General features: G+C 63.5%; 26 protein-coding genes. 14 read left to right on the forward strand and 12 right to left on the reverse strand.

Features of this window, described 5'->3' with window-relative positions; translation table 11 throughout:
- Nucleotides 1–71 precede the first annotated feature (71 nt).
- The 3 genes from HU737_RS10165 to HU737_RS10175 all read left to right on the forward strand — a co-directional run bounded on the left by HU737_RS10165 (nt 72) and on the right by HU737_RS10175 (nt 4286).
- On the forward strand, nt 72–1445 hold the full coding sequence (locus tag HU737_RS10165) for a sigma-54 interaction domain-containing protein (protein ID WP_186554368.1): 1374 nt from the start codon (nt 72–74) through the stop codon (nt 1443–1445).
- A gap of 183 nt (nt 1446–1628) precedes the next feature.
- Nucleotides 1629–2777 carry an iron-containing alcohol dehydrogenase gene (locus HU737_RS10170; protein WP_186554367.1) on the forward strand — a complete coding sequence of 383 codons (1149 nt, stop codon included), beginning with the start codon at nt 1629–1631 and terminating at the stop codon, nt 2775–2777.
- Between the two features lie 72 nt (nt 2778–2849).
- On the forward strand, nt 2850–4286 hold the full coding sequence (locus tag HU737_RS10175; RefSeq protein WP_225915604.1) for a hypothetical protein: 1437 nt from the start codon (nt 2850–2852) through the stop codon (nt 4284–4286).
- Between the two features lie 36 nt (nt 4287–4322).
- On the opposite strand, the gene qhpG is transcribed toward HU737_RS10175, so the two are convergent.
- Genes qhpG through HU737_RS10195 form a run of 4 tightly spaced genes read right to left on the reverse strand, consistent with a single transcriptional unit; the run spans nt 4323 to nt 9931 of the window.
- Nucleotides 4323–5621 (reverse strand): flavin-dependent monooxygenase QhpG, encoded by a 1299-nt coding sequence (gene qhpG / locus HU737_RS10180; protein WP_186554366.1) that lies wholly within the window; start codon nt 5619–5621, stop codon nt 4323–4325.
- The gene (gene qhpE / locus HU737_RS10185; RefSeq protein ID WP_186554365.1) at nt 5614–6291 is read right to left on the reverse strand and encodes a subtilisin-like serine protease QhpE; all 678 of its coding nucleotides are present in this window, start codon (nt 6289–6291) and stop codon (nt 5614–5616) included. Before qhpE ends, qhpG begins: the two co-directional genes overlap by 8 nt.
- Nucleotides 6281–8014: an ABC transporter ATP-binding protein gene (locus HU737_RS10190; protein ID WP_186554364.1), complete on the reverse strand. Its 1734-nt coding sequence runs from the start codon at nt 8012–8014 to the stop codon at nt 6281–6283. Before HU737_RS10190 ends, qhpE begins: the two co-directional genes overlap by 11 nt.
- Before the next feature lie 3 nt (nt 8015–8017).
- Nucleotides 8018–9931, reverse strand: a complete 1914-nt coding sequence (locus HU737_RS10195; RefSeq protein ID WP_186554363.1) for a sigma-54-dependent Fis family transcriptional regulator — start codon at nt 9929–9931, stop codon at nt 8018–8020.
- 385 nt (nt 9932–10316) lie between these two features.
- Here HU737_RS10195 and HU737_RS10200 point away from each other — a divergent pair, with 385 nt between their 5' ends.
- From HU737_RS10200 to alkB, 5 genes are all read left to right on the forward strand, one after another.
- A complete protein-coding gene (locus tag HU737_RS10200; RefSeq protein ID WP_186554362.1) occupies nt 10317–11663 on the forward strand; it encodes a hypothetical protein in 1347 nt (448 codons plus the stop codon).
- Between the two features lie 32 nt (nt 11664–11695).
- Nucleotides 11696–13927, forward strand: coding sequence for a cadherin-like domain-containing protein (locus tag HU737_RS10205; protein WP_186554361.1), 2232 nt, complete (start codon nt 11696–11698; stop codon nt 13925–13927).
- Nucleotides 13928–13947: 20 nt separating this feature from the next.
- Nucleotides 13948–14421: a curlin gene (locus HU737_RS10210; RefSeq protein ID WP_186554360.1), complete on the forward strand. Its 474-nt coding sequence runs from the start codon at nt 13948–13950 to the stop codon at nt 14419–14421.
- A gap of 16 nt (nt 14422–14437) precedes the next feature.
- On the forward strand, nt 14438–15883 hold the full coding sequence (locus HU737_RS10215) for a curlin (RefSeq protein ID WP_186554359.1): 1446 nt from the start codon (nt 14438–14440) through the stop codon (nt 15881–15883).
- 122 nt (nt 15884–16005) lie between these two features.
- A complete protein-coding gene (gene alkB / locus HU737_RS10220) occupies nt 16006–16650 on the forward strand; it encodes a DNA oxidative demethylase AlkB (protein ID WP_186554358.1) in 645 nt (214 codons plus the stop codon).
- A gap of 96 nt (nt 16651–16746) precedes the next feature.
- Here alkB and HU737_RS10225 read toward each other — a convergent pair whose 3' ends face one another.
- Nucleotides 16747–17685: a peptidylprolyl isomerase gene (locus HU737_RS10225; protein ID WP_186554357.1), complete on the reverse strand. Its 939-nt coding sequence runs from the start codon at nt 17683–17685 to the stop codon at nt 16747–16749.
- Entirely contained in the window at nt 17682–18158 is a 477-nt protein-coding gene (locus HU737_RS10230) for a YbjN domain-containing protein (protein WP_186554356.1), read from the reverse strand. The genes HU737_RS10225 and HU737_RS10230 overlap by 4 nt, the downstream gene beginning before the upstream one ends.
- A 340-nt stretch (nt 18159–18498) precedes the next feature.
- Between HU737_RS10230 and HU737_RS10235 the strand changes: the two genes are divergently transcribed.
- A complete protein-coding gene (locus tag HU737_RS10235) occupies nt 18499–19119 on the forward strand; it encodes a LysE family translocator (protein WP_186554355.1) in 621 nt (206 codons plus the stop codon).
- Here the strand turns inward: HU737_RS10235 and HU737_RS10240 are convergent.
- Nucleotides 19097–19792: a metallophosphoesterase gene (locus HU737_RS10240; protein WP_186554354.1), complete on the reverse strand. Its 696-nt coding sequence runs from the start codon at nt 19790–19792 to the stop codon at nt 19097–19099. The two genes, HU737_RS10235 and HU737_RS10240, sit on opposite strands and share 23 nt — an antisense overlap.
- A gap of 78 nt (nt 19793–19870) precedes the next feature.
- On the opposite strand from HU737_RS10240, the gene HU737_RS10245 reads away from it, so the two are divergent.
- The 3 genes from HU737_RS10245 (at nt 19871) to HU737_RS10255 (ending at nt 21487) form a co-directional block, all read left to right on the forward strand.
- A complete protein-coding gene (locus HU737_RS10245; protein WP_186554353.1) occupies nt 19871–20386 on the forward strand; it encodes a DUF3016 domain-containing protein in 516 nt (171 codons plus the stop codon).
- 118 nt (nt 20387–20504) lie between these two features.
- The gene (locus tag HU737_RS10250; protein ID WP_186554352.1) at nt 20505–21248 is read left to right on the forward strand and encodes a carbon-nitrogen hydrolase family protein; all 744 of its coding nucleotides are present in this window, start codon (nt 20505–20507) and stop codon (nt 21246–21248) included.
- Nucleotides 21245–21487, forward strand: a complete 243-nt coding sequence (locus HU737_RS10255; protein WP_186554351.1) for a hypothetical protein — start codon at nt 21245–21247, stop codon at nt 21485–21487. The genes HU737_RS10250 and HU737_RS10255 overlap by 4 nt, the downstream gene beginning before the upstream one ends.
- A gap of 27 nt (nt 21488–21514) precedes the next feature.
- On the opposite strand, the gene HU737_RS10260 is transcribed toward HU737_RS10255, so the two are convergent.
- The 5 genes from HU737_RS10260 to HU737_RS10280 all read right to left on the reverse strand — a co-directional run bounded on the left by HU737_RS10260 (nt 21515) and on the right by HU737_RS10280 (nt 24035).
- Nucleotides 21515–22015: a methylated-DNA--[protein]-cysteine S-methyltransferase gene (locus tag HU737_RS10260; protein WP_186554350.1), complete on the reverse strand. Its 501-nt coding sequence runs from the start codon at nt 22013–22015 to the stop codon at nt 21515–21517.
- A gap of 72 nt (nt 22016–22087) precedes the next feature.
- Nucleotides 22088–22501, reverse strand: coding sequence for a hypothetical protein (locus HU737_RS10265; RefSeq protein WP_186554349.1), 414 nt, complete (start codon nt 22499–22501; stop codon nt 22088–22090).
- A 106-nt stretch (nt 22502–22607) separates the two neighbouring features.
- Nucleotides 22608–22904 carry a hypothetical protein gene (locus HU737_RS10270; RefSeq protein ID WP_186554348.1) on the reverse strand — a complete coding sequence of 99 codons (297 nt, stop codon included), beginning with the start codon at nt 22902–22904 and terminating at the stop codon, nt 22608–22610.
- Nucleotides 22905–23114: 210 nt separating this feature from the next.
- Nucleotides 23115–23477, reverse strand: a complete 363-nt coding sequence (locus HU737_RS10275; protein ID WP_186554347.1) for a hypothetical protein — start codon at nt 23475–23477, stop codon at nt 23115–23117.
- 249 nt (nt 23478–23726) lie between these two features.
- On the reverse strand, nt 23727–24035 hold the full coding sequence (locus tag HU737_RS10280) for a hypothetical protein (protein ID WP_186554346.1): 309 nt from the start codon (nt 24033–24035) through the stop codon (nt 23727–23729).
- An 84-nt stretch (nt 24036–24119) separates the two neighbouring features.
- Here HU737_RS10280 and HU737_RS10285 point away from each other — a divergent pair, with 84 nt between their 5' ends.
- Together HU737_RS10285 and HU737_RS10290 are read left to right on the forward strand one after the other, a co-directional pair.
- On the forward strand, nt 24120–24470 hold the full coding sequence (locus HU737_RS10285) for a site-specific integrase (protein WP_186554345.1): 351 nt from the start codon (nt 24120–24122) through the stop codon (nt 24468–24470).
- A 32-nt stretch (nt 24471–24502) separates the two neighbouring features.
- Complete coding sequence (locus HU737_RS10290; protein WP_186554344.1) at nt 24503–26089, forward strand: ABC-F family ATPase; 1587 nt, start codon at nt 24503–24505, stop codon at nt 26087–26089.
- Nucleotides 26090–26168 lie beyond the last annotated feature (79 nt).

Below are 26168 nucleotides of genomic sequence, written 5' to 3' on the forward strand. Positions count from 1 at the left end.
CATTGCAGACTGCGCATGGGTGGCCCAAGCGTTTAAACTCCAGCGCTTCTCAACCCCATCTGGAGCCTGCGGTGAACGTCAACGACGCCAGTTTCGAAGAACTGCTCAACGCTTTGCATGACGGCGTGTACATCACCGATGGCGACGGCAAGACGCTCAAGGTCAACCAGGCCTATGAGCGTCTGACCGGCCTGAGCAGCGCCGACCTGATCGGCCGGCTGATGCAGGAGCTGGTCAAGGAAGGCATCATTTCCCAATCGGCATCCCTGCGGGTGTTGCAGGAAGGCCGGCCGGTGTCGGTGATGCAAAGCCTGAGCAAAGGCAAGAAGCTCCTGGTCAGCGCCACACCGATTCTCGATGCCGAGCACCGAATCTCCTACGTCGTGAGCACCGTGCGCGACATGACCGAACTGCTGCGCATGAAGCATGAGCGCGATGAGCTGCAGCAGCTCAAGCAATTGCGCCACAGCACCGCGAAATTGCATGCAGGCCAGCGCGACAGCCTGTTGCACTCGCCGCTGATGGCCGACCAGGAGGTGTCCGGGCGAGTCTTCGCCTTGGCCCGACAAGTTGCCGATAGCACGGTCAAGGTCTTGCTCCAAGGCGAAACCGGGGTCGGCAAGACCCTGGTCGCGCAGTTCATTCACAACGCCAGCGGGCGTGCCGGCGAGCCGTTCCTGGCGCTTAACTGCGGCGCCCTGCCGGAGAACCTGATCGAGGCCGAGCTGTTCGGCTATGCGCCCGGCGCCTTCACCGGCGCTGGCCCCAAGGGCAAGCGCGGCCTGCTGGAGTTGGCCCACAACGGCACCTTGTTCCTCGATGAGATCGGCGATCTGCCGCTGCCGGTGCAGGTCAAGCTGCTCAAGGTCATCGAAGAAAACCGCTTCATCCCGGTCGGCGGCCTGGAGCTCAAGGAAGTCGATGTGCGCATCATCAGCGCCAGCCACCACGACCTCAAGCAATTGGTCGCCGAAGGCCGCTTTCGCGCCGACCTGTACTACCGGCTCAACGTGGTGCCGATCACTATCCCGGCGCTGCGCGAGCGCAGTGAAGAAATCCCGCCGCTGCTGCATTACTACCTCGACAGCTTCAACAGCCGCTACCAGCGCCAGGTGCAATGGAGCCTGGCGGCGCTGGATCTTTTGTGCGAGTACGCCTGGCCGGGCAACATCCGCGAGTTGATCAACATCGTCGAGCGCCTGGTGGTGACCAACCAAAGCGGCACCATCGAAGCGCTGGACCTGCCCGAGGAGATCCTCGACCTCAGTCGGCAGAACACCGACGACAGCCGCCTGCCGCTGCGCAAGGTGCTGGAAAACGCCGAGCGTGCTGCGATCCGTGCCGCGCTACAGACGCACAAGACCACCCGCCTGGCCGCCAAGGCGCTGGGCGTGAGCCAGGCGACCGTGGTGCAGAAGATGAAGCGCTGGGAGCGCTCTGATTAGGATTTCAATCATCCCCGGCGATAACGATCAAAAAGCTAATCGCCAGCGCCCCGTGCACAGCCGGTAAAACCCCATGCCTGCCTCGCCAAGCCGCACCGCACGGGGCTTGGCGCATCTTGGCACAGCTTTCGCTATCTGCTCTGGCACGTCTTCCACTACAACAATGCACACAGGACGCGCCTAATGAGCATTTCTGCCTTCAAGATCGCCAACAAATTGATCACAGGCCCCGCGGCCATCGAACAACTGGCCGCTGAGCTGACCCGCCTCAAGGTCGACAACCCGCTGATCGTCACCGATGCCATCCTGCTCAAATCCGGCACCGTCGACCTCGCCCTGGCGCAGCTCGGCGCCCGCCCCTACGGCATTTTCGATCAAGTCCAACCCGAGCCGGAGATCGCCATCGTCGAGGCCTGCACCCGCGCCTACCGTGAGGGCGGCCACGATGGCGTGATTGGCCTGGGCGGCGGCAGCGCAATCGATATCGCCAAAGGCGTCGCAGCGTTCGCCGGGCATGCAGGGCCGCTGGCTGAATTGTTCGGGGTTGACCTGGTCACGCGCAAAGGCCCGCCGTTGATCGCCATCCCGACCACGGCCGGCACCGGCTCGGAAGTGACCAATGTGGCGATCTTTTCCGACAAGCAAGCACAACTCAAGAAAGGCATCGTCAGCGACTACCTGCTGCCAGACGTGGCCCTGGTCAGCCCGAGCATGACCCTGACCTGCCCGAGGAGCGTGACCGCTGCCAGCGGTGTCGATGCGCTGGTGCATGCGATCGAGTCGTACCTGTCGGTCAACGCCTCGCCGATCACCGACGCCATCGCCCTGGGCGCTATCAAGCTGATCGCCAAGGCGCTGCCCAAGGCCTACGCCAATCCGACCAACCTCAAAGCGCGCGAAGACATGGCCACCGCCAGCCTGATGGCCGGCATGGCATTTGGTAACGCTGGGGTTGGCGCGGTGCATGCGCTGGCCTATCCGCTGGGCGGTCGCTTCAACATCGCCCACGGCGTCAGCAACGCCTTGCTCCTGCCCTACGTGATGGCCTGGAACAAGCTGGCCTGCGTCGAGCGCCTGCGCGACATCGCCGCCGCCATGGGCGTGCGCGTGGCCGAGCTGAGCGACAAGCAAGCCGCCGATCAGGCGGTTCAGGCCATGGCCGAGCTGTGCGCGGCGGTGGATATCCCCTCGGGCCTGCGCAGCTTCAACGTGCCTGCCGACGCTATCCCGGCGATGGCCGAAGAAGCCAGCAAGATCGACCGTTTGATGCGCAACAACCCGCGCCAGCTGAGCGCCGCCGATATCGAGCAGATCTACCGCGCAGCCTACTGATTAGCGAACTCGACGCCCAGCCAAGCGGCTGCGGCGTCTGCCATTACAAAACCAATAAAACAGGTGCACCCAATGACCACTCCTGCTGAGCCGCGAGGCGAAAGCCCGTACATCCCGCTGGGCCCGTTCAAGGTCCGCTTACCGTTCATTCACTACCGCATCGAGCTGCCGGACTACCTGCAAGGCTTGCTGATGTGCGCGGTGGACCTGGCCGCCATTCCGCTGATGACCGAGCTGCTGGGCATGCCCTTTGAAGTGGCGCTGGCAGTAGTGATGCTCAACGGCCTGCTCTACCTCACCCACCATTTGCTCGGCGACCCGACGGTGCCGGGCTGGATCACCCCGGCGGTGCCGCTGCTGATGGCCTACTGCGCGCAGTTTCCCGAAGGCCCGGAGCGGGTGCATGCGCTGATTGCCTTCCAGTTGATGCTCGGCGCGTTCTCGATAGCCCTGGGCGCGACCGGGATGGCCAAGAAGGTGGTCGAGTATGTGCCTTCGGCGATCAAGTCGGGGATCATCGTCGGCGCGGGCTTGAGTGCGGTGATCGCGGTGTTCCAGGTCGGTGGCAAGTTCAACGTCCTGCCGTGGACCATCTCGATTGCCGTGGGCATCGCCTTCTACCTGATCTTTTCCCAGCACTTCAACCAGCTCAAGCAACGCAACCGCTTCTGGTGGAACTTCGCCAAGCTCGGCATCTTGCCGATCATCCTGTTGGCGGTAGTGATTGCGCCGCTGTTCGGCGAGGCGCCCTGGCCGACCATCCAGTGGGGCATCAGCACGCCAGATTTCGCGGGTCTGTGGAACAACTACACCGTGTTCGGCCTGGGCATGCCACCGCTGTCGATGTTCATTTCGGCCCTGCCGACCATGCTCGCGGCGTACATCATCGTGTTTGGCGACGTGCTCAGTGCCAAATCGCTGCTCGATGAGGCTGAAACCGTGCGCACCGATGAGGTGGTCGACTACAACGCCGACCGCGCGCACCTGATCTTCGGCGCACGCAATGCGTTCATGAGCATCTTTGGCCCGGACGTGGCCATGTGCGGGCCGAAATGGGCGGCCATGCTGGTGGTGGTCATCGAGCGCTTCAAAGGCGGGCCGAAGGCGATGCAGTCGATCATCGGCGGGGTCGGCTCGTTCCGCTGGGGCACCAACACTGGCTTGTTGCTACTGCCGGTGGTGACCTTGGTGCAGCCGATCCTGGGTGTCGCGCTGTCGCTGACCCTGCTGATCCAGGGCTATGTCAGTGTGCGCCTGGGCATCCTCGAAGCGCGCAGCCAGCGCGACCTGGGGATCGCCGGGGTGATCGGCGCAGTGCTGGCGATCAAGGGCGCCAGCTGGGCGTTCGGCATTGGTGTAGTGCTGTGCCTGCTGATCTACGGCAAGAACTTCTTCAAGGGTGAGGTGGACGGCACCTTCGCCAAGGATGTGAAGGCTGTCGGGGGTAACGCCGAACCTGGCGTTCAACCGGCTCCAGCTGCCAAACGGGTAGAAGCAGTAACAGACTGACTGACCTGGCTCAGTGGGCTGCCATGCAGCCCACTTTCAGCGATAACCCTGCTCTGCCAACCAGCGCCGCAGCATGCCCTGCTGATCCGGCGCTCGGCCACTCAACACCTCATCGATAGCTGCGCCCGCCTGCAGCTTGGCCACCAACGGCGCCAGCTCGATGCCCTGCAAATGCCAGATGCCCAGCGGCTGATCGGCAGTCACCACCACTTCGGTTTGGTCCACCCAACCATCGCGCAGCACCGGCCGACGCTCGATACGCACTGCGCTCCACTGCGCCGCTACATGCATCGGCTGCTCATCCGGCCAGTCCTGGCGGTTGCGCCAGAATGGCTGGCCGGCCAGGCGCTGCTCCTGACGGTAGAAATCGCGCCCCATCCGGGCAAAACGCAGGAACAGTTGCTCGATCCGCTGCTGATGAAATTGCCGTGCCAGCGCCGCCCGTTCAGGCATGCGCAGCAGGGTGTTGATCACCACCGGCGCCTGCAATGCCGAGGACAACGACTGGAAGATCCCATTCCCCGACAATGGGTCAACCGCCATTGCCGCATCCCCCACCCGCAACCAGTCACTGCCCGCACAGTCCCCAGCGAGGATCGCTGTGCTGCTACGTGCGTGGACTGGGGCGGGTTGCAGGGCCTGCGGGTCGAACAGTTCGCAGACCTTGGCCGACTGCCTGCGCCGGTCGGCGCAGTACCCGGGCAACTGTGCCTTGCCGGGCAGGCCTGCAGCGCCGGCGTCCAGGGTGATCTGCCAGTAGCAGCGGCCGTCGGCCAAGCGCGCCATCCACGCCCAGCCATCGTCCAGGCTTTCCACCGCCGAGGCTGGCGGGCCTGGGGTCGATTGCCAGAGGTTGAGCAAGCTCACGGTCTCCGGGCCGCGCAGCCGATCACTCGCCAGCGGTGCCTGGCGGCCACGTGCCTCGACCAAAAACCCACCCTGCAACACTGGGCCGTGCTCCAGCTTGACCTGGTAGCCGTGCTCGCGCTGCACCTCGCGCACCCGGCCTTCGACCAGCACCACCCCGGCGCGGCGCAGTTCATCGCGCAAGGCCGCGTCGAAGCGCTGGCGATCGAGCAAGAACTCCTGGTTAAGCTGCAACTGCTCACCGTTCCAGCGCACATGACGGGTGGCCGGCATTGCCGCTTGGCCCAGCGCGCCACCGAGCCCGGCATGGCGCAGCGCATCCAGCACCCGCTGCGAGACGCCTTCAACGGCGGCGAAGCGGCGCCAGTCGGACACCAGCGTAACTGGGTAGCCCAGCCGGCGCAGGCCAATCGCGCAGGCGGCGCCAGCGGGGCCTGCGCCGAGGATCAGGATCGCTGTTTCAGGCATCCACGACACCTCGGCGCTCCGGGCCAATAAACGCTGCGTGGCGGCGCAACCGGTCCAGCACCTGCTGGGCGTCCATCCGCGGCTGATCGCGCAGCATCGCGGCAATCCGCCCGGTCAACGCTGCACAAGCCATGCTCGCACCAGCAGAACCCTGCCCGCCCATATGCCCGCCAAAATCGGCCTGGGCGCTGTTCAACCACGACCATTGCCCGGCAGCGCAGCGGGCATCCCCGGTGATACGGATAACCCCCGGATAATTGGCCGGATACACCGGCATGCCCTGGGCAGGGCTGGAGGCGCACAACAGCACTCCAGCCGCCTGAGCCTCGGCGCAGGCCTGGCGTAGCACCGGCCGGTCCTGGTGCAGGCCGAGGCTGAGGTTGACCACACTGACCCCCTGCTCGACCAGCCACAACAGCGCCGCAGCCACCTGTAGCGCACTGGTGCTGCCGTGCTGCTGAAACACCTGGGCCATCAGCACCGGCACCCGGCTCGCTTCACGGCGCAGCCGCGCCAGCACGGCAGTGCCGTGGCCCAATTGATCGGCCAACGCCTCTCCCTCGCGCAGCACGCCGTCGTCCAGCCAGAACCTGCGCGCACCCAGCAAGCCTGCCGCCTGGTCGGGCGAGCAGCCGCTGTCGATCACCCCGACCCGCAGCTCAGCGCCCATGGCCAGCCGTCTCCAGCGGCAACACCTGCAATTGCCCTTCATGCAAATGCAAACGCAACTGGGCATCGGCCAAGGTCGAGGCACGGTGGCTGATCAGAATCCGCGTACGCCCGGCGAACAGCTGGTCGATGGCGGCGATCACCTCACGCTCGGTGGCTTCGTCCACCGCCGAGGTGGCTTCATCGAGCACCAGAATGGCCGGTTCCTGGAGCAATGCCCGGGCAATCGCGATGCGTTGCTTTTGCCCACCAGAAAGCTGTTGGCCGCGCTCGCCCAGCAGGCCATCGAGGCCCAGCGGCAGGCTTTGCACCAGGCTGTCCAGTTGGGTCAACTGCACCACCTGTTCAAGTTGGGCGCGGCTGGCCTCGGGGGCGCTGTAGGCCAGGTTCTGCGCCAGGGTGCCGCGAAACAGCACGATGTCCTGGCTGACCACCGCGATACGGCGGCGCAGCGCGCCCAGGTCGAGTTCGCGCAGGTCGGCGCCATCGAGCAGAATGCGTCCGGCATCGGGGTCGTAGAAGCGTTGCAACAGGTCGATCAGCGTTGACTTGCCGACCCCGGAGGCACCACTGATGGCCACCTTGAGCCCGCCCGGGATGACCACGTCGACCTCCCGCATTACCGCACCCTGGCGCCCGGCATGGGAGAACTGCACGCGTTCCAGGCGCAGCTCGCCCGTCCCTTGCGGCATCGGTCGCGGCACTGGCACCTCGCGCACGGCCACCGGCTCCTGGCGCAGTTCCATCACCCGCCCCAGGCTCACCGCCATCCGCTGGATTGCCACGTACAGCCCCAGCAGGCTCTGCACCGGCCCCACCGCCATGCCCATGTAAGTCGAAAACGCGATCAACGCCCCCAGCTGCCAGGTGCCCTGGATCACCCACCAGCCGCCGATCAGAAACGCACAGGCGCGGCACCACGACGTCAGCGTGCCAGGCACTGCCTGGGTAAAGAACTCGGTGACCTGCACCTTGAGCAACTGGCCCATATACCCCTGGCCAAGCTGATCCAGCCGCCCGGCCTCGCGGGCCTGTTGGCCTGAGGCCTGGATGAATTTCATTGCCGGCAGGGTTTCGACCAGAAACGACGAGACATCCGCCGAACGCTCACGCAGGCTGCGCACTTCACGCTCGACCTTGCGCCGCATCCAGCGCAGCCACAGCACCTCGATCGGGATCAACAACGCCAGCAGCAACGACAGTTGCCACGACAGCATCAGCATCAGCGTGACCGCGCCGATCAGGCCGATCCCGCTGGACACCGCCGAGAACAGCGAATCCACGGCAAAGCGCTGGATCTCGGCGACATCGCCGTCCAGCCGCGACAAGATATCGCCGGTACGTCGGCGGCCATAGAAGGTCGGCGATAACTGCTGCAGGTGCCGATAGAGGTCGTCGCGCAAAGCGAACAGGATGCGCCCAGACAGACGCGTGTGCAGGTAGCGATTGACCCCGGCCAGCACGGTGCCGAGCAGGCCGGCGACGATCATGATCGCCGCCATGTGCCACAAGGTCTGGTAATCGCGCGCCAGCAGGCCTTCATCGATCAGGGTCTTGACCAGCCAGGGCTGGGCCAATGCCAACAGCGAGGCGCTCAGGGACAACCCTAGCAGCACGGCAATCGCCTTGCGCTGTGGGCGGACAAAGCCATACAGCCAGGCCAGTGCCTGGCGCATCAGCAGCGGATCGCTGGTTTCGATCAGCCTGGAAAATAACCCGCCCATGGCTTAACCGCGCAGCTGCTTGAGTTTGCGATAGAGCGTCGCGCGGCTGATGCCCAAGGCTTCGGCCGCAGCCGACACATTGCCCTGGTGACGCGCCAGGGCGCCGCGAATCAGCTCCAGCTCGTTCTCGCGCAGGCTGCCAGAAGGCGCCGCGCCGTTGGCCAACTCGTCCAGCAGGCAATCAGTCAAATGCTCCAGACCCAGCAACTGCTCGCCGTCCTCGCGCATGGCCAAGGCGGTGCGCAAGACCATCTCCAGCTGGCGGATGTTGCCCGGCCAGTCGAAGCCATCGAGCAGTTCGGCCAGGGCCGGGTCGAGCGATACGCCCTTGGCGCCGAACTTGTCCAACAGGCCTTCGATGATGCCGGACAGGTCATCACGCTCACGCAACGCCGGCAAGCGCAGGGATACCCCGTTGACTCGGTAGTACAGGTCTTCACGGAACTGCTGCTCGGCCAGCAAATGCTTGAGGTCGCGGTGAGTGGCGCAGATCAGCGCGACATCGATATCCTGCTCCTCCCCTGCGCCCAGCGGCGCTACCCGGCGCTCTTGCAGCACCCGCAGCAGGCGCGCTTGCAAGGCCAGCGGCATGTCGCCAATCTCATCGAGGAACAGCGTACCGCCATGGGCCTGCATCAGCCGGCCGATCATGCCGCCACGGCGTGAGCCGGTGAAGGCGCCTTCGCGGTAGCCGAACAATTCGGATTCGATCAAGCCCTCAGGGATCGCCGCGCAGTTGACCGCCACGAACGCCTTGTCGGCACGCGGGCTGGCTTGATGCAAGGCACGGGCGACCACTTCCTTACCGGTACCGGTCTCGCCCAGCAGCAGCACCGGTAGCCCATTGACCAGGCCCTGGCGGGCCATGCGCAGGTTGCGCGCCAGGCGCGGATCGCCACCGGCCAGGCTGTCCAACGCGGGGGATTTACTTGAAGGGGCAGGCTTGCTCGCCGGCACGCTGCCATTGAGGTTGCTGTGTCGCGGCAGTTGCAAGGCGCGGAAGAAGAACTCGCCCTTGGCGGTCTGCACACTGCTCACGCCGTTTTGCCACAGCCGGGCAATAAACGCGGGCGAACGTTCGCCGAGCAGATCGCTGCAGCGTCGGCCGATCAGGGCCTGGCGCGCCACCTGCAGCAGCTGGCAGGCATTGTCGTTGGCCGCCAGCACTTCGCCCTCCAGGCTCAAGGCCAACAGCCCCTGCCAGGCACTGGTCAGGTACTGCGCGCGGCTATGAAACGCCAGCACCAGTTGCTCGGGATGGCACAGGCCGAACAGCCGGCTTTCGATGTTGCCCGCGGCGAGCATCAAGGTGCAGAGGCTGTCCTGGGGCTGGCTCATCACCCCTTCGCGGGTGACATCGAGCACGCCGATCACCTCGCCACGCGGGTCGCGCAGTGGCACCGAGGTACAAGAGAAAGGGCTGAGCCGGTCGAGGTAATGTTCGCCGCAATTGATCAGGGTTGGCCGTCCTTCTACTACGGCCGTGCCGATGGCATTGGTGCCGCGCAGGGCTTCGCTCCAGCAACTGCCAGGGTGCAGGTCGCGCAGGCCCTCGCGGTTGAGCACATGTTTCTGGCCTTCGATGGCCAGGACGTTGGCCTGGGCATCGCCGAGGATGACGATACCGCTCTTGCCCTGGCGCTCGACCAGGTAGTCCAGTTCAGGGGTCACGGCGTCGATCAGCAGCCGGTTGTGTTCGAGCAGTGCGCGCAGGTCGAGGCTTTGCTGCATGCCCAGGCCGACCTGTTCGCCTTGCAGGCAGTCCAGGCCATGACCCAGGCTGCGGCGCCAGGAGGCATCGATTTCGTCACGCAGCATCCCGGACGGCAGTTCGCCTTCGCGGGCCAGTCTGAGACGGGCCTGACGGGATTCGTGCAGCGGATCTTGGGCGTTTGTTATAGGTAATTGTCGCGCCATTGTTTTACTCCAGCGGTGCCCCAGCCACGCTGAGACATCGGGCCACGGAATTTCCTGCAGTGTGCGTCAGAATCAACCAAGCGTCATCAAGGTAGGCCTGAGGGTGGCATAAGGTTACGTATACGTAAAGGTAGGCAATTGTACGTCGTCCACTGAGCGCATTGACCCGCTAAACGGCCCCGGAGGATAGCCAATCCCTCCACCCATTTCCCCAATGCTGGGGACCACCGCCCACCCAGCGCACACCCAAAGCCCCCTGCCCTTCAGGGCTACAAGCCTTGCCCCACAAGGGCTGCACGCCTATCACCAAGAACTGGCACGGCTGTTGCCCATACCCCCTCAGACGCCCCAACCCCTTGGGCCCGTTTGCAGGAGGGATTGACTCATGCACCGACCGATACCCCACCCGCTGGCAGTGGCGATCCTCGCCGGCATGCTCCAGCTTCCGGCCCAAGCTGCACTCTATGCAGTCGACCCTGGGCCTTATCATCCTGAAACCGGCGGATTCGCCTCGTGGTACCAGGACAGCCACGGGCGCACGCTCGACCTGTGCCTGTCCAAGGCGGTCAGCTCGCGAGTAGCAGGCGCCCCCGGCGCACCGTCGTACATGTGTACGCTGCTGCCGACCCCCGGGGTGTTCGACGACACCCAGCCAATCGTGTTTCCCAGCAACTTCCCCGACGAGACCTTCTGGTTTACCGCCGATGCGGCCATCGTCGACGCTGCCCGTGGCATCGACCTGAGCTTCGGCACGGCTATCGAGGCGGCGTTCGCCGCCGAAGAGCCGGTCGAAGGCGACCAGGTCAGCTTCGCCCGAGTGCGGATCCGCGTCGATGTACCGGTGGCCGGCACCTACATCATCACCCACCCCTATGGCGTCGACGTATTCGACGTGCCTGCTGCCGGCGGGCGCGCGATCAACATGACCCGTGACATCGGCATTGCCGGTGCCGGCGACTTCAGCGGCGCACTCAAAGGCGACGTCGGGCCGTTCCTGCGCAGTGTCAACGGCCCCTACACCGAGACCAACCCGCTGACCGGCGCCAGCGAACGCTACATTGGCGATCCGAACCTTGAAGAAGCCGTGACCGGCAGCCCGTTCAACACCAACTTCGTGCGCATCGAAGGCCCCAACGGCATCGACCTGCGCACCGAGCTGTTCTCGATCTCCGGCAAACTGTCCACGGTCGAGCGCCCCACCCCGCTGATTCCTTTGCGCAGCACCTACTCGCGGCACACCGACAATGGCGACCTGCGCGCGCAGCAGGACGTGTTCGTCATGGCCCCACCGCCACCGGCTACGGTCAGTCTGACCAGCCAAAGCCCGAGCCAGTCGCTGACCGAGGCCAATGGCACTGGCGCCTGGTACGTGCAGTCGGCCCTCAACCCGACCCTGCCCACCACCTTGGTGGTCAATGCCGACAACAGCGTGGCCATCGCCAGCAGCACGCCGACCAACGTCAACCTAGCGCTGACTGACCTGGTGACCATCAGCCGCGCGGAATACAGCCTGGCCAGCGGCCAGCTGACCCTGGTCGCCAGCAGCAGCGATGAAACCTCGCCGCCGGCGATGACCGCCAGCACCCTCAATGGCGCGCTGATCGGCAGCCTCGCCGGCAATGGCGCAGTGAAAACATTGACCACCGGGCTCTCGCCGATCCCGCCGGCCTCGGTCACGGTGACCAGCGCCCATGGCGGCAGCGACAGCGAAGACGTGGTGCTGGTGCCATGAACAGACAACGGCCGTACCTCCAAGGAGGCATCATGAACACATGGTCACGCCGCACGCTGTACGCAGCCGGGCTCTCCTTTACCCTGAGCAGCGTGGCCTGGGCCGCGCTCAGCGAAGTCGATCCTGGTCCCTATACCTTGGCCACCGGGCGCTACCCGATGTGGTACAAGGACGCCAACGACCTGGCCCTCGAACTGTGCCAATCGCGCGCTACCAGCTCGCGGGCACCCGGTGCGCCTGGTGCACCTGCCTACATGTGCACCCTGCTGCCAGAGCCAGGCATCTATGACGATGCCCTGCCACTGGTGTTCCCGGATAACTGGCCGCCAGAAATGTTCTGGTTCCTGGCCGAGACGTCGATACCGCAAGTGGGTAATAGCGGCTACGAGCTGGAAGTCTATGTGGCCGGTATCGAGGCGGCATTCGCCTCGGAGAATCCGGTCGATGGCGACCAGCAGAGCTTCGCCCGCATCCGCATCCGCGCCTCGGTACCCACTGCCGGCACCTACACCATCACCCACCCCTACGGGGTCGAGAGGGTCACGGTCGCGGCAGGTGGACGGCGTGCGATCAACATCACCCGCGACATCGGCATCGGCGCCCCAGGCAACTTTACCGGTGCACTCAACGGCAACATCGGGCCGTTCCTGCAGCGCGCCGCCGGCCTGGTGACCGAGGTCAACCCGGACACCAGCGCCATCGAGACCTTCATCGGCGATCCCAACCTCACCGAGGCGGTCGTCGGCAGCCCGTTCAATACCAACTTCGTGCGCATCGAGGGCCCTCCTGGGCAGATCGAAACCAACCTCTTCAGCGTCTCCGGCAAGGTGCTCGACCCGCGTGAGCAAACCCCGGCGGAGCTGCAACGTGCCACCTACCAGCGCAACGGCGCCGGTACCCGCGTCGAGGTCTTCGCCAAGGCGCCGAACAGCGCCAGCCTGTGCCTGCGCAATGGCCTGGCGCTGGTCGGCTCACCGGCCTCCCCTTGCCAATTCAGCATGTTGGCCGACAACAACGGGCTGTTCTTCAACCAGCAATTGACCCAGGCCGCACCGCCGCCAGTGGTGGTGGTCACCGCCAGCAGCGCGACCGGCGCCACCCGCCCGACTTCGCTGTCGAGCAAACTCACCGACGTGGTCAAGGTGCGCACCGCACGCTATGACTGGGCCAACAAACGCCTGCTGATCGAAGCCAGCTCCAGCGATGAAGTGCAGGTGCCTGACCTGGTCGCCCAAGGCTACGGGCGCATGTCCAAATCCGGCACGCTGCAAAGCCTGACGGTCAATGGCCTGACCCAGCCTCCAGCAACGGTCACCGTCAAGTCCGCCCACGGCGGCAGCGATGTCGAGCCGGTGATCGTAGTCGGCAGCGCACCGGTCGAAGCCGAGAACCAGCCACCGCTGGCCCAGGCCGACGGCGGCAGTACCAGTGTCGGCGTGCCGCTGACCCTGAACCTGCTGGCCAACGACAGCGACCCGGACCTCAACGTGCCCCTGGCGATCACCGACCTGACCCAACCCGGCACCGGTCTGGGCTCGGTGGTGCTCAACGGCACGACCGCGATCACCTACACCCCACCGCCCGGCGCTGCCTCGCCACTGGTGGCCATCTTCAGCTACCGCGCCCAGGACAGCAAAGGCCTGAAATCGGAGCTGACCACGGTGACCATCAACGTCGCGCCCAACCAGGCACCCACTGCGGTTGCTGAAACCGTCACTACCCTGGGCGTACCGCTGACCATCAACGTGTTGACCAACGACACCGACCTGGAAGGCAACCTGCCATTGACCGTCGCCAGCGTCGGCCAACCAGCACCTGGTCGAGGCACCGTGACCACCGATGGCACCACAGTCACCTATACCCCGCCAACCACCGTCACCACGGCCTTCACCACGACCTTCACCTATGTGGTGCGTGACGCGGTTGGGGCGTTGTCCAGCCCAGGCACGGTCACGGTACAGGTGTCGCCACGCCCAGTCGCAGAGAACTTCGCGGTAACCGCCGCCACGGTCTCGGCGCGCTCCAACAACCGTTACAACTGGGACATCAGCGGCACCTCGTCGGTGACCACCGGCAACACCATCACCGTGCAGGTGACCACGCCGAACGGCCTGGTAACCCTGGGCACCACAACGGTACCGGTGACCGGTCGCTGGCGCCTGGCGGTGAGCAACAGCACCACGGTGATCCCAACGGCCACGCCATCGGCCACCGTGCGCAGTAGCCAAGGCACTACCCGCACCGTGCCAGTGGTCGTGCAGTAACAGCTGCCAAGGAGAACGCCATGAACCGCCTGTACCCGCTGCTGCTGTGCCTGGCCCTGAGTGGCCAGGCTGCCTGGGCCGACGACCTGATGGACAACGCCGACCTTGCCGCCGGCAACGACCTTGGCGAACCGCTGATCGTGCGCCTGCTACCGGCAGGTTCGGGCCAGGCAGCAGTCATCGAGCAGCAAGGCACGGGCAACCGCGCCGCCCTCGACCAGAACGGTCAGGCCCTGCTGGGCCGGATCGTCCAGGCCGGGGGCGCGCAGGAGGCGTACATCCTGCAAGACGGCAACGACCTGATGGCCTCGATCAGCCAACAGGGTTACGGCAACTCCGCATCGATCCGCCAGAGCGGCAGTAGCAACAGTGCTGCGATCGAGCAGATCGGCAACAACAACAGCGCCAGCATCGAGCAGGCCGGCACGGGGCTGACCAGCGCCGTGACCCAAGCCGGCAATGGCCAACACGTACAGATCACCCAATATCGATAGACCTGGAGGCACCACCATGTTCAAGCTCGCACCTTTAAGCGCCGCGATAGTCCTGACCCTGGCCGGCCAGGTCATGGCCGACGACAGCACCTCGACGCAAAACCAGCTCGGCGCCGACAACAGCGCTGAAGTCAAACAGACCCAGTCGTCGTTCGCCTCGGCAACCCAGAACCAGACTGGCCAAGGCCACTACCACGTAGCCGTGCAGGACAACAGCACCAGCCACATCAACCAGAGCGCCACCGGCTCGAAGAACGCCGGCTACGGCGAGCAACTGTTCGAGCAAGGCAGCCAGATCACCCAGCAATCGGGTGGCAGCCTCAACGACAGTTTGTCCAGTCAGTCTGTAGGTGAAAGCAACCAGTCCTTGCAGACCCAACAAGGCAGTGCCAACAAATCGATCGTGTTCCAGGACACCCAAGTGGGCAGCCACGCCACCACCATGCAGTGGGGCGACCGTAACGAGGCGGTGGTCGAGCAAATGTTCGGTGGTACCAACAACAGCGCGCTGATCATGCAAGGGGGTACCGACAACTTTGCCGCCGCAGAGCACCTCTATCATCAGGACGGGAATATCCAGATCTTCCAAGAGGGCAAGGGCAACTGGGCCTACGGCGACCAGCGTGATGGTTTTGCCGGAGTCATCGGCATCAACCAGCATGGCGACGGCAACTCGGTGGAGGTCTGGCAAGGCAATCAGACCGACAGCCAGGCCAGCGTCAACCAGAGCGGCGAGCGCAACGAAGGCTACATCGACCAGAGCTTCGGCGAAGCCAACCTGGCCAGCCTGAGCCAGAGCGGCACCGCCAACGCCAGCTGGTCCGATCAGTTCGAGACCAACAACTCGGTCACCAGTATTTCGCAGAACGGCAACAACAACCTGCACTTCACCTACCAGACCGGCGACAACCACAACCTGAGCATCACCACCACCGGCAATGGCAACAAGATCATGGCCAGCAATTGGAAGGGTGACAAAGCCGGGGGCCAGTTCGGTACTGCGCAACGCGCCGAAATCAACCAGAACGGCTCGCTCAACAGCGTCAACCTGACCCAGGACGGCGCCAACCAACTCGCCCGCCTCAACCAGAAAGGCGTGGGCAACGAGATGCAAACCAATCAGGTCGACAGCAACAACGAGCTGTACTTCGAACAGAACGGCACCGACAACCTGCTGATCGCCGATCAGCGCGGCACCGACAACTACGCCACCGGCCTTTCCGCTGGCACCGGTAACACCATCACCCTGGAGCAATCGGGCTACAGCAACCAGAGCTATACCAACCAGCTGTATGGCAGCGGTAACGAGGCCACCCTCAAACAGACCGACAGCTACAACGTCGCCTACGTGACCCAAGGCGGCAATGCCAACCAGGCATTCGTCGACCAGAGCGGCGCCAACCAGAGCGCCACCATCACCCAATTCGGCAACGCCAACCTGGCGACCGTCAACCAGCAGTAATCCCTCCCCCTTGGACCGTGGCGCTCACTCCCTGGCGCCGCGGTTCCTTTTTATCGCCTCTGGCGCTGTGGTGATTGGCCGACAGCGATACAATGCGCCTACCTCCCCCCGAAGCCACCGGCATGATTCAGTCCGACCTCGACCTGTTCGGCCCGCAGCCGCAGCGCCTGGCCAGTCACACCGTGCTATTGCCAGGCTTCGCCCTGGGCGACGTCGAGGCGCTGCTCGATGCCCTGCGCCCGGTGCTGCGGGCCGCACCGTTTCGCCACATGCATACGCCGGGTGGCTTGCGCATGGCGGTAGGCCTGAGCAACTGCGGCAGCTTGGGTTGGGTCAGTGATCAGCACGGCTATCGCTACAGCCCAATAGACCCTGTCAGCGGCAAACCCTGGCCCGCCCTGCCCCAGGTTTTGTTGGCGCTCGCTGCCCGGGCCGCCAGTGCAGCAGGGTTCGACGACTTCGTGCCCGACGCGTGCTTGGTCAACCATTATTTGCCCGGGACGCGTTTGAGCCTGCACCAGGACCGAGACGAGCACGACTTCGGTCAGCCTATCGTGTCGGTCAGTCTGGGCTTGCCGGCGGTATTTCTGTTTGGCGGGCTACAGCGCGCCGATCGTACCCAGCGCATTGCCCTGAACCATGGCGATGTACTGGTCTGGGGTGGCGAGGATCGATTGCGCTTTCATGGCGTATTGCCCATCAAGCCCGGCGTGCATGAACGCCTGGGTGAGCGGCGGATCAACCTGACTTTGCGTAAGGCGGGGTGATATCGCTGCTCACTTAAGACCGGCGTCGTCTGTTTTGGGGCCGCTGTGCGGCCCTATTGGCAAGTGATCCTGTGAGCTCAGCAACTGCAACCTCGATCAGCTACCTTCAACCACCTTGTTCAACGCCGCGCCATCGATACTCAACGTCGCGCTGTCGAACATGCCCTCGACATAGGCCTTGGCCAACTGCTCCTGACGCTGGGCACGCAACACCTCGCGCAAACGCGGAGCAACTTCTTCCAACGTTGCCGTGCGCGCCGGCTCCTGGCTGACCAGCTTGATGATGTGATAGCCCGCAGCACTTTGCACCGGCTCGCTGACACCGCCTTGCTTAAGTTTGGGTACCACCCCGCGCACCTCCGGCAACAACCCCGCTAGAGGCTGCAACCCGGTATCGCCGCCTTGCGCCGCGGTGCCTTCATCCTGCGAGTGCTCCCGCGCCAGTGCGGCAAAGTCAGCGTCGCTGGCTTGCGCCTGCTTGGCCAGTGCCTGGGCCTGCTTGCGTACTGCCTCGTCATCCTTGGGGTTCTCCACCCGTAGGAAGATCTGGCTCAGGCGATAACGCACAGGCAATTGCAAGCCCGCCTTGCCATTGTCGTAGGCCTGCTGCAACTGCGCGTCACTGGGGTAATCGTCGGGCACCTTGCTGACCGAGCTCAGGTAGTCGCGCAAGACGATTTGCTCGGTCGCCGCGCGGGTCTGGGTCAAGATCTCAGGTCGTTGCGGCCAGCCCTGGGTTTGTGCCTGCTGGAACAGCGCCTTCTCCGCCAGACGTGCACGAATCCATGCTTCCAATGCTGGCCGATCGTTGCGCAACTGGTTGCGCGCATCCTCAGGCAATAGCGCCAGCAGTGCCTTGAGTTCATCACTGCCCACGTGTTGATCGCCCAGCCGCGCCAAGGTCGGCCCGCTGTCGGCAGCCGGCGCAGTACGCGCCGCTGCCACTGGCTCATCCCCTGGGCGTAGCGCCAAGGTCACAGCCACAGCAATCACGGCCAGCGCCCCGGCGCCGGCCCAGAGGGTGCGCGCGCTCAAGAGACGCGCGCCGTTGCAGAGCCTGCCTCGGTTGGGGCCTGGTCGGCCACGTTGCGGCTGTAGTCGCGCAGGTAGACGATGAACTCTTGCAGCAGGCGGTCCCACAGCAGCAGGCTGCCCAGCAGGTGTTTTTCGCTGACACCGTCTGCGACTACCACATCCTTCTCCATCACCAGGAACTCGCCCTGCACCGACAACCGGGCAAAACGGCGGCTGGCGTTCCAGCGCTCGGCCAGCCCCCCGGGCAGCTCACCCTGGATACGCAAGGCGCAGCTGAAGGTGAAATCGAGGAACTCGCCTTCCTTGTTCGGCGCACGATTACCAAACCGCACGGCATAGCCCACGCCCTGGCTGGCACTGAGCAACTGCACCACAGCGTTCTGCTCGCTGCGGTTGACCCGGCAACCGGCGTCTTGCAGCAACTGGGTGAGGGAGTCGGCGCTAACGGTTTCGATCAGGGTGACTTCGGTCATGTGTCGTCTTCCTTGTGATGAGGCAATGCATAGCTCAGAAATTGCCCGCTACCTGGGCAATGCGCTCTAGCGTAGCTGTTGCACCCAGCACCGGCCTTACTACCTTGGGAATAATCCCTTGCTGATCGACAACGGTTTCTCTGTTGGCCAGGCCGCCCTCATCGCGGGGCAAAGCCGAACACCGACTGGCGTGGGAGCGGGCTTGCCCCGCGATGAGGCCAGCCCGCTTGGAGTAAAGGCTTTGCGTCGCAGCGCCCGGCCGCTGCGTGCAATATTCTTCAATACGCCCAAGCGATGACGCTTGAGACTAGGGCTTTCGCCACCGGAGCCAGCCTAGTCCATGGAGCAATTTCTGATTGTCGCCGCCGCCCACTTTCTCGCCTTGCTCTCACCAGGCCCGGACTTCTTCCTGGTAGCACGTACCTCAGCCAGCGCTGGCTGGCGGGTGGCCAGCGGTGCTTGCCTGGGCATCGCGCTGGCCAATGGCGTGTTCATCGGCGCAGCCTTCGCTGGGGTAGCAATACTGCGCGAAGGCAGTGCGCTGTTCATGGCCCTGCAGTTGGCTGGCTGCGCCTATCTGTTGTACATCGGCAAAGTGTTCCTGCGTCATGCCGGGCAGAACGCCCTGGATAACCTTCAAGCCAGCGCAGCACGGGCGACCCCGGGCTGGTTGGCAAGCCTGGCAATGGGCTTTGCCTCGGGCATTCTCAACCCGAAGAACGCGCTGTTCTACGCAAGCCTGGCGAGCATGCTGGCCAGCAGCAGCGCAGGCTGGAAAATCGCCTACGCCTGCTGGATGTGCGCCATTGTCTTGCTGTGGGACCTGCTGGTAGCAATGAGCATCGGCAATCGCCGGGTACTGCGCCGCTTCAGCCGCGCCCTGCCCTGGCTCGAGCGCGCCTCGGGGATCATGCTGATCCTGCTGGCCAGCGCCGTACTCATTCACCTGGCGCTGGGCTGAGCAACACCAGCCGGTTCATGTCCAGCAGGCTGAAGTGGCCGCTGCTCCAGCCCCCGGTGTCCAGGTGCCAGACATTGCCCAACTGTTTGACCTGCAGCACCGGGGTGTGGCCGACCAGCAGCGCTGCCAGGCCTTGCACCCGCTGCGTGTCGCCCTCCTTGAGCCGACGTCGCGACCATTGGCAGACTTCGCGAACCTGCGGGTCATCCTCGGCCTGAAGCCGCCTACGCAGGGTCGGCCAGTCGGCGAACGGGCTGTCGGCATGCAGCAGGCCGATCAAGCCCGCCTCGGTCGGTACCTCCAGGGCAAGCGGCAGATTGGCGAACACCTCGACAAAGCGCAGCTGCTCGCTGCTGGGCAGATCGAGAAACCAGCCACCGCCGGCAGCGCGGTACATGTCCAGATCCAAGCGCCCACCGCGCAGATAGGTAACGGCCAAGGCTTCGTGATTGCCCTGCACCGGATGAAACCAGGGCTGGGCCAACCAGTGCAGCGCCTGTTCACTGTGCGGCCCGCGATCGACCAGGTCGCCGACACTGAACAGGCGGTCGACTAGCGGGTTGAAACCGACCGCATCCAGGCATCGCTGCAAGCGCGCGAAGTGCCCGTGGATATCGCCCACGGCCAGGTCGCGCCCTTTGCTATTGGCTGCTAGCCGGCGAAAAAGCGTCATGGCATCGTTCCTCTGCTACTGCGCCAACGCCAGGCGTAGAATGAAAGCACACGCAGTCAGCAAAACCGGAGGTGCATCATGCGTTCTGTACTTGCCTGTGCCGTACTGATGGTGCTGGCATTCGACAGCATGGCACAAGGCACCCCGACCGCGCAGGTCGAGGTGCGTTTCGATCATCCGGAAAAATTCCGCGATGCCAGCCTCAACAGCCAAGGCTACGAGCGTGGCGCCGATGAGCAGGTGATGAAGGCGCTCAGTGCTCATCTGCAAAAACTCGGTCAACGCTACCTGCAACCCGGTCAGCAGCTGCGCATCGACATCCGCGACATCGACCTGGCGGGTCGCTACGAGCCATGGAACAGCTACGCCTACGATGTGCGCTTCATGCGCGAGATCACTTGGCCGACCATCGAGCTGAACTACACCTTGAGCCAACCGGGAAAACCCGATCAGCAGGCCCAAGAGCGAGTCAGCGACAAGATGTACTTGAGTCGTCCGGGCCGCCAGGTCAGCAGCAGCGACCGCTTGTTTGCCGAAAAAGCCATGCTCGACGACTGGTTCCGCCAGCGCTTTGCGCCCAAGCCGACCTCTTGAGTGAGTAGCACTTGGCTCATGTTGATCTTCCTTGCGTGGAATTGGCCCGCGTGCACTGGTGTGCACGCTGTGAGCGAGAGTATCCTCGGCGCTCAGCCGTCACCAGGATGGATCCAAAATGAAGCTGTGCGCTGTCCAACTTGCCTCTGATAAGGGCGACCTGCAAGCCAATCTCCTGCGCCATGTCCATTGCGTCGAGCAGGCCGTGCGCCACGGCGCGCAGGTGGTGGTGTTTCCTGAGCTGTCCCTGAGCGGCTACGAGCCGAGCCTGGCTCGCGAATTGGCCCAGCCGCTGGACACGACGCTCGTCGACCCCTTGCAGGTGGTGAGCGACCGCCACGGCGTGGTCATCGCGTTCGGACTACCGCTGGCGACAGCGGCAGGCGTGCAAATCGCTATGGCTGTACTGCGCCCTGATCAACCTCGCCTGGGGTATGCCAAGCAACGCTTGCATGCCGATGAGCTGGCGTTCTTCGTCGCTGGCGATCAACCGCTACTGATTGCTGCTGACGACCTTCGGCTGGCGCCGGCGATCTGTTATGAATCGATGTTTTTCGAGCACGCACAGCAGGTGTGCCAACTGGGCGCCGAGCTTTACTTGGTCAGCGTGGCCAAGACTGCCAAAGGCATAAAGGAAGGCTACCAACACTACCCCGAAGTCGCCCGGCGTTTCGCCATGCCGGTAGTGCTGGCCAACTGCATAGGCCCTGCCGATAGCTTTGTCGGCGCAGGCGGATCGGCTGCCTGGGATGCCCAGGGCAACCTCCTGGCCACCCTGGATGACGTGTCGCCAGGACTGATCGTGCTCGACACCCTCACGGGCAAGGCCCAGGCCGTGCCATTGGCCGAGTTGGGGCCATGAGATACCTGTTGCTGATCCTGGCCAGCTACACCTGCAGCTACTGGCTGGTGGGCCTGCTGATTCGCGGCCAACTTGCCGATATTGCCCAAGGGCTGCGCCATCGGCCGGATGCGCCAACGCCTGGCCAATACTTGCGCGAAGTCGAGCAGCATGCCCGGCGCGCCCATCGCCAATACAGCCTGATGGCCGGTAGCGCCCTAGCACTGGTGATTTGCCTGTTGGCCTATTGGCTTAGTTGAGGGCTTGGCCGTGCCCCGCGCTGCGGATCAGAAATCCAGCGTCAGACTTTGCCGCCCCTCCAGGGCCAGCAGCAGTTGCTTGGCCGGCAGACCACCGGCAAAGCCGGTCAGGCTGCCCGAGGCGCCGATCACCCGATGGCAAGGGGCGATGATCGAAATGGGGTTACGGCCATTGGCCGCGCCGACCGCACGTACAGCACTGGGGTTGCCGATCTGTCGGGCGATTTCGCTGTAGCTGCGGGTTTCGCCGAACGGAATGGTCAAGAGCGCCGCCCACACCTGGCGCTGGAATTCGGTGCCGACAAAGTCCAAATCCAGCTCGAAGCGCTGCCGTTGGCCGGCAAAATACTCGCCTAGCTGAAGTGCAGTCTCTTGCAACAGCGGATGCTCGTCATCGCGCTGAAGCTCGCCCAGACGCACACGATTCTCCCGCTCCTCCTGCCATAACACCGCGGCCAGCCGATTACCCCGCGCAACCAGGGTCAAGGTGCCAACGGGCGATTGCATGAGGGTGAATGCGCAAGACATGACCAATACCTAGGTAACAACGTGTTCGGCGAACTTTACCTGCAAATGCCTGCAACGGCACCTGGGCAGCGCTCAGGTTTCAGCACGCGAATCTCGCTTGCGCCGCTCAAGCCCCAACGCGATACCCACCAGCGCGATCGCCAGGGTGTAGGCAAAAAGCCCCAGGTTAACCCCCAGGATCATCTTCTCTGAGCCGTCCGAGAGCACCATCGAGCCACCGTAGCCATCACGCAACCAGTACGCCATCAAGAAGCCGCCGGTGACGAAGGCGGTCAGCAGGCTGGCCAGGCGCAGATTATCCTTGACCCAGACCAGCCAGACGCTGAACACCCCAAGCGCGGTATTGGTGAACAATTGCCAGGTCTCATGCAGGCGCGCATGCGGCGCCCACGCCTGATTGAAGACATGGCTGTCATTGACCTCGAGAATCGGCACGATGACGGCGTAGAAGACTATGCCAACGGTCACCAAGAGCTTCGCAACCACCTCACCACCTCCCTGTTCGTGACTTGGGCGTTTCCTGCCCTGGCGTGCACTGTAGCTGCTAGCTGCCCGCACAGCCACCTGGCGACATGGCTAGGTGTATGCGCGATCAATCCTCTTCAGTCAATTCACACACACCGTTGGCGCCGCCTTTACCGGTGTAGGAGACGCTCGGCGAGCCATCGGGGCTGACGGTCAGGGAAATAGTCACACCACTACCCTTGGCCTCGAAATAGTTGTCGTTGAACTTCTTCAGCTTGGCCTCCTTGCCGTTGATGTAGATCGGCCCGCCTTCGTCGGCATGTACTTCGATGTCGCCAGGGCATGTGGCGTTGACCAGTGGAATCTGCGCCTGGGCCAGCCCGGCTAGGCAAGCCAGCACTGCACCCAACAGAACATGCCTCATACAACCTCCTGATTCGCTCCAGTGCAGAAGCTTCAGCAATAGCCCACCTAAGGACAACGCGCCAATCCCAGCCACAGATAGCCACCAAGTCGATCAGCGCGATGACGCTGCCACTGGGCTCGGCCCTAGGCACTGATGCATAAAAAAGCCCCGGCACTTGCCAGGGCTGAAAAACGACCAAGCCCGACTCGTTCGCCGGGCTGCGAAGGTTTAGTTGGACGGCTGGCGACTGTGGTGCCAATAGAGGTACAGCAGTCCAAGCGGGGCGATAAAGATCGCCAGGAACCAGCACACGAACATCGTGAAGAACTTGGCAGCCAGCATGAACAACGCGTTCACGAAGAATACGTTGCGCCCCATGATGAAACCCACCGTGCTCTCGTACACGAACCTTGAGTAGGGATAGAGCAACGTGCTCACCACGGAAATGGCAACGGTGGCGAAGTCAAGCCCGAGGGGAGCACGTGACTTCATGTAAATGAAAAAGGCCGCGAAGAGTGCGCCGAAAAACAATTGACGAGCGTAATAGCTAGGCGTCAGACCGCCAAAGGACATAGCAAGAAAGTTGCGCATAAGATCCGTCTCAAGGTTTCAAAGGGCCGGTATTTTAGCAGCCTGGCCGTGTCAGTAAAGTCTTGATACAGACAGGCTGGGTAGACGAAGGAGAGCGACAAAGAGATAAGTGGAGAACGGCTGCTGACCGCCGTTCACCAAGACCGAGCAGGTGCGTACGTGTGGCAACAGCGTTAGCCCGCCGCCGATGGCAGCACTGGCGCGAGCCGATGATCCATGGCCGACGGTATCGGAACTCGCGAGTGTTGCCTAGGAATCTCGGCGCTTGCCAACGACGACCGCGCCGCGGGTGATCGAGAATCCGACGTCCCCTACGTAATTGCCAGTCGTTTGTGTGCATGACTCGGACCGCCCCATCGCAATCGGTACCACGTTGATAACGTCGTAGCCGGCGTGATCAAAGTCTTCGTACATTTTTTGTAAGTGCGCCGCGTACTCATCAAAATCCACGACCTTCTGATTGTGCACAACTTCGACCTTGTTCCCGAAGAGCCCGGCTGGCTTGGTTCCTGATTCCAGTGATGCGTAGAACCAGCGCGTGACAAACTTTCCTGACATAGAACCTCCTGTAAGCGGAACCCAACGATATCAAATGAGTGGCGCCAATCAATCGCCACGATTCGATAGGCTACCCTTCGTCGCATGGCGTCCAAGTCGGCCCACCCGACCAGTCGCTTCGTGTTCCAACCTGGCAAAGGTGGGCTGTGGATCAACGAGCCAAGTGTTACAATCCGCCACTTCAAATCGGCGCTGAAGGCGCTGAACATCCGTGAACGCCGTCAGTACGACACCCGCCACACCTACGCAACCATGTGCCTGATGCCTGGGATGAACCCCGCGTTCATCGCGAGCCAGCTTGGCCACAGCGTCGAGATGTTGCTCTCTACCTACGCGAAATGGATCAGCTCCTCCTCGGACTGGAGGGAGCTGGAGAAGCTGCCGCCCCGCGTCGAATTGGCCCAAAATTGGCCCAAGACTGACGACAGGGCCTAAATACACCTCTGGAATCCCCGCAGGACAAGCACTTGATTTCTACCGCTAACATCACCATGCAATTCGGCGCCAAGCCGCTGTTCGAGAACGTCTCGGTCAAATTCAACAACGGCAACCGCTACGGCCTGATCGGCGCCAACGGTTGCGGCAAGTCGACCTTCATGAAGATCCTCGGCGGCGATCTGGAGCCGTCTGGCGGCCAGGTGATGCTTGAGCCGAACACCCGCCTGGGTAAGCTGCGCCAGGATCAGTTCGCCTACGAAGACTTCACTGTGATCGACACCGTGATCATGGGCCATGAGCAGCTGTTCAAGGTCAAGGCCGAGCGTGATCGTATCTATTCGCTGCCTGAGATGAGCGAAGAAGACGGCATGGCCGTCGCTGAGCTGGAAACCGAGTTCGCCGAAATGGACGGCTACACCGCCGACTCGCGCGCCGGCGAACTGTTGCTGGGCCTGGGTATTCCACTGGAACAGCACTACGGCCCGATGAGCGAAGTCGCGCCGGGCTGGAAACTGCGCGTGCTGCTGGCCCAGGCGTTGTTCTCGGATCCGGACGTGCTGCTGCTCGACGAGCCGACCAACCACCTGGACATCAACACCATCCGCTGGCTGGAAACCATTCTCACGGCGCGTAACAGCACCATGATCATCATTTCCCACGACCGGCACTTCCTCAACAGCGTGTGCACCCACATGGCTGACCTGGACTACGGCGAGCTGCGCCTGTTCCCGGGCAACTATGACGAGTACATGACTGCTGCAACCCAGTCGCGCGAGCAACTTTTGGCCGACAACGCCAAGAAAAAGGCGCAGATCGCCGAGCTGCAGACCTTCGTCAGCCGCTTCTCGGCCAACGCCTCCAAGGCCAAGCAGGCCACCTCGCGGGCCAAGCAGATCGACAAGATCCAGCTGGCCGAGGTCAAGCCGTCGAGCCGGGTCAGCCCGTTCATCCGCTTCGAGCAGAACAAGAAGCTGCACCGTCAGGCGGTGACCATCGAGAAGATGGCCAAGGCATTCGACGACAAAGTGCTGTTCAAAGACTTCAGCTTCACCGTCGAAGCCGGTGAGCGCGTCGCCATCATCGGCCCTAACGGTATCGGCAAGACCACCCTGCTGCGTACCATGGTCGGTGAAGTGCAGCCCGACGCGGGTGCGGTCAAGTGGACCGATAGCGCCGAAGTGGGCTACTACGCCCAGGACCACGCCCACGACTTCGAAGATGACGTCAACCTGTTCGAGTGGATGGGCCAGTGGACCCAGGGCGAGCAGATGATCCGTGGCACCTTGGGCCGGATGCTGTTCTCCAACGACGAGATCCTCAAGTCGGTCAAGGTGATTTCCGGTGGTGAGCAAGGCCGGATGCTGTTCGGCAAGCTGATCCTGCAAAAGCCGAACGTACTGGTGATGGACGAACCGACCAACCACCTGGACATGGAATCGATCGAGGCGCTGAACCTGGCGCTGGAAAACTACCCAGGCACCCTGCTGTTCGTCAGCCATGACCGCGAGTTCGTGTCGTCGCTGGCGACCCGGATCATCGAGCTGACGCCTGAGGGCGTGGTCGACTTCAGCGGCACCTATGACGACTACCTGCGTAGCCAGGGCGTCGTGGTCTGAGCTGAGCGACTGAGTCAGTAGCCAGCAATCGCGGGGCAAGCCCGCCCTCACGCAGTGCGTGGGGGTGGGCTTGCCCCGC

This window comes from Pseudomonas urmiensis, assembly GCF_014268815.2.
In the GTDB taxonomy this organism is placed as follows: domain Bacteria; phylum Pseudomonadota; class Gammaproteobacteria; order Pseudomonadales; family Pseudomonadaceae; genus Aquipseudomonas; species Aquipseudomonas urmiensis.

Coding starts and splice junctions, on each gene's coding strand:
- HU737_RS10240 (WP_186554354.1), bottom strand. CDS start 19,792: ATGACGCTTTTTCGCCGGCTAGCAGCCAATAGCAAAGGGCGCGACCTG.
- HU737_RS10280 (WP_186554346.1), bottom strand. CDS start 24,035: ATGTCAGGAAAGTTTGTCACGCGCTGGTTCTACGCATCACTGGAATCA.
- HU737_RS10190 (WP_186554364.1), bottom strand. CDS start 8,014: ATGGGCGGGTTATTTTCCAGGCTGATCGAAACCAGCGATCCGCTGCTG.
- HU737_RS10170 (WP_186554367.1), top strand. CDS start 1,629: ATGAGCATTTCTGCCTTCAAGATCGCCAACAAATTGATCACAGGCCCC.
- HU737_RS10235 (WP_186554355.1), top strand. CDS start 18,499: ATGGAGCAATTTCTGATTGTCGCCGCCGCCCACTTTCTCGCCTTGCTC.
- HU737_RS10285 (WP_186554345.1), top strand. CDS start 24,120: ATGGCGTCCAAGTCGGCCCACCCGACCAGTCGCTTCGTGTTCCAACCT.
- HU737_RS10260 (WP_186554350.1), bottom strand. CDS start 22,015: ATGTCTTGCGCATTCACCCTCATGCAATCGCCCGTTGGCACCTTGACC.
- qhpE (WP_186554365.1), bottom strand. CDS start 6,291: ATGGGCGCTGAGCTGCGGGTCGGGGTGATCGACAGCGGCTGCTCGCCC.
- HU737_RS10250 (WP_186554352.1), top strand. CDS start 20,505: ATGAAGCTGTGCGCTGTCCAACTTGCCTCTGATAAGGGCGACCTGCAA.
- HU737_RS10200 (WP_186554362.1), top strand. CDS start 10,317: ATGCACCGACCGATACCCCACCCGCTGGCAGTGGCGATCCTCGCCGGC.
- HU737_RS10245 (WP_186554353.1), top strand. CDS start 19,871: ATGCGTTCTGTACTTGCCTGTGCCGTACTGATGGTGCTGGCATTCGAC.
- HU737_RS10275 (WP_186554347.1), bottom strand. CDS start 23,477: ATGCGCAACTTTCTTGCTATGTCCTTTGGCGGTCTGACGCCTAGCTAT.
- HU737_RS10205 (WP_186554361.1), top strand. CDS start 11,696: ATGAACACATGGTCACGCCGCACGCTGTACGCAGCCGGGCTCTCCTTT.
- HU737_RS10195 (WP_186554363.1), bottom strand. CDS start 9,931: ATGGCGCGACAATTACCTATAACAAACGCCCAAGATCCGCTGCACGAA.
- qhpG (WP_186554366.1), bottom strand. CDS start 5,621: ATGCCTGAAACAGCGATCCTGATCCTCGGCGCAGGCCCCGCTGGCGCC.
- HU737_RS10210 (WP_186554360.1), top strand. CDS start 13,948: ATGAACCGCCTGTACCCGCTGCTGCTGTGCCTGGCCCTGAGTGGCCAG.
- alkB (WP_186554358.1), top strand. CDS start 16,006: ATGATTCAGTCCGACCTCGACCTGTTCGGCCCGCAGCCGCAGCGCCTG.
- HU737_RS10270 (WP_186554348.1), bottom strand. CDS start 22,904: ATGAGGCATGTTCTGTTGGGTGCAGTGCTGGCTTGCCTAGCCGGGCTG.
- HU737_RS10175 (WP_225915604.1), top strand. CDS start 2,850: ATGACCACTCCTGCTGAGCCGCGAGGCGAAAGCCCGTACATCCCGCTG.
- HU737_RS10215 (WP_186554359.1), top strand. CDS start 14,438: ATGTTCAAGCTCGCACCTTTAAGCGCCGCGATAGTCCTGACCCTGGCC.
- HU737_RS10230 (WP_186554356.1), bottom strand. CDS start 18,158: ATGACCGAAGTCACCCTGATCGAAACCGTTAGCGCCGACTCCCTCACC.
- HU737_RS10255 (WP_186554351.1), top strand. CDS start 21,245: ATGAGATACCTGTTGCTGATCCTGGCCAGCTACACCTGCAGCTACTGG.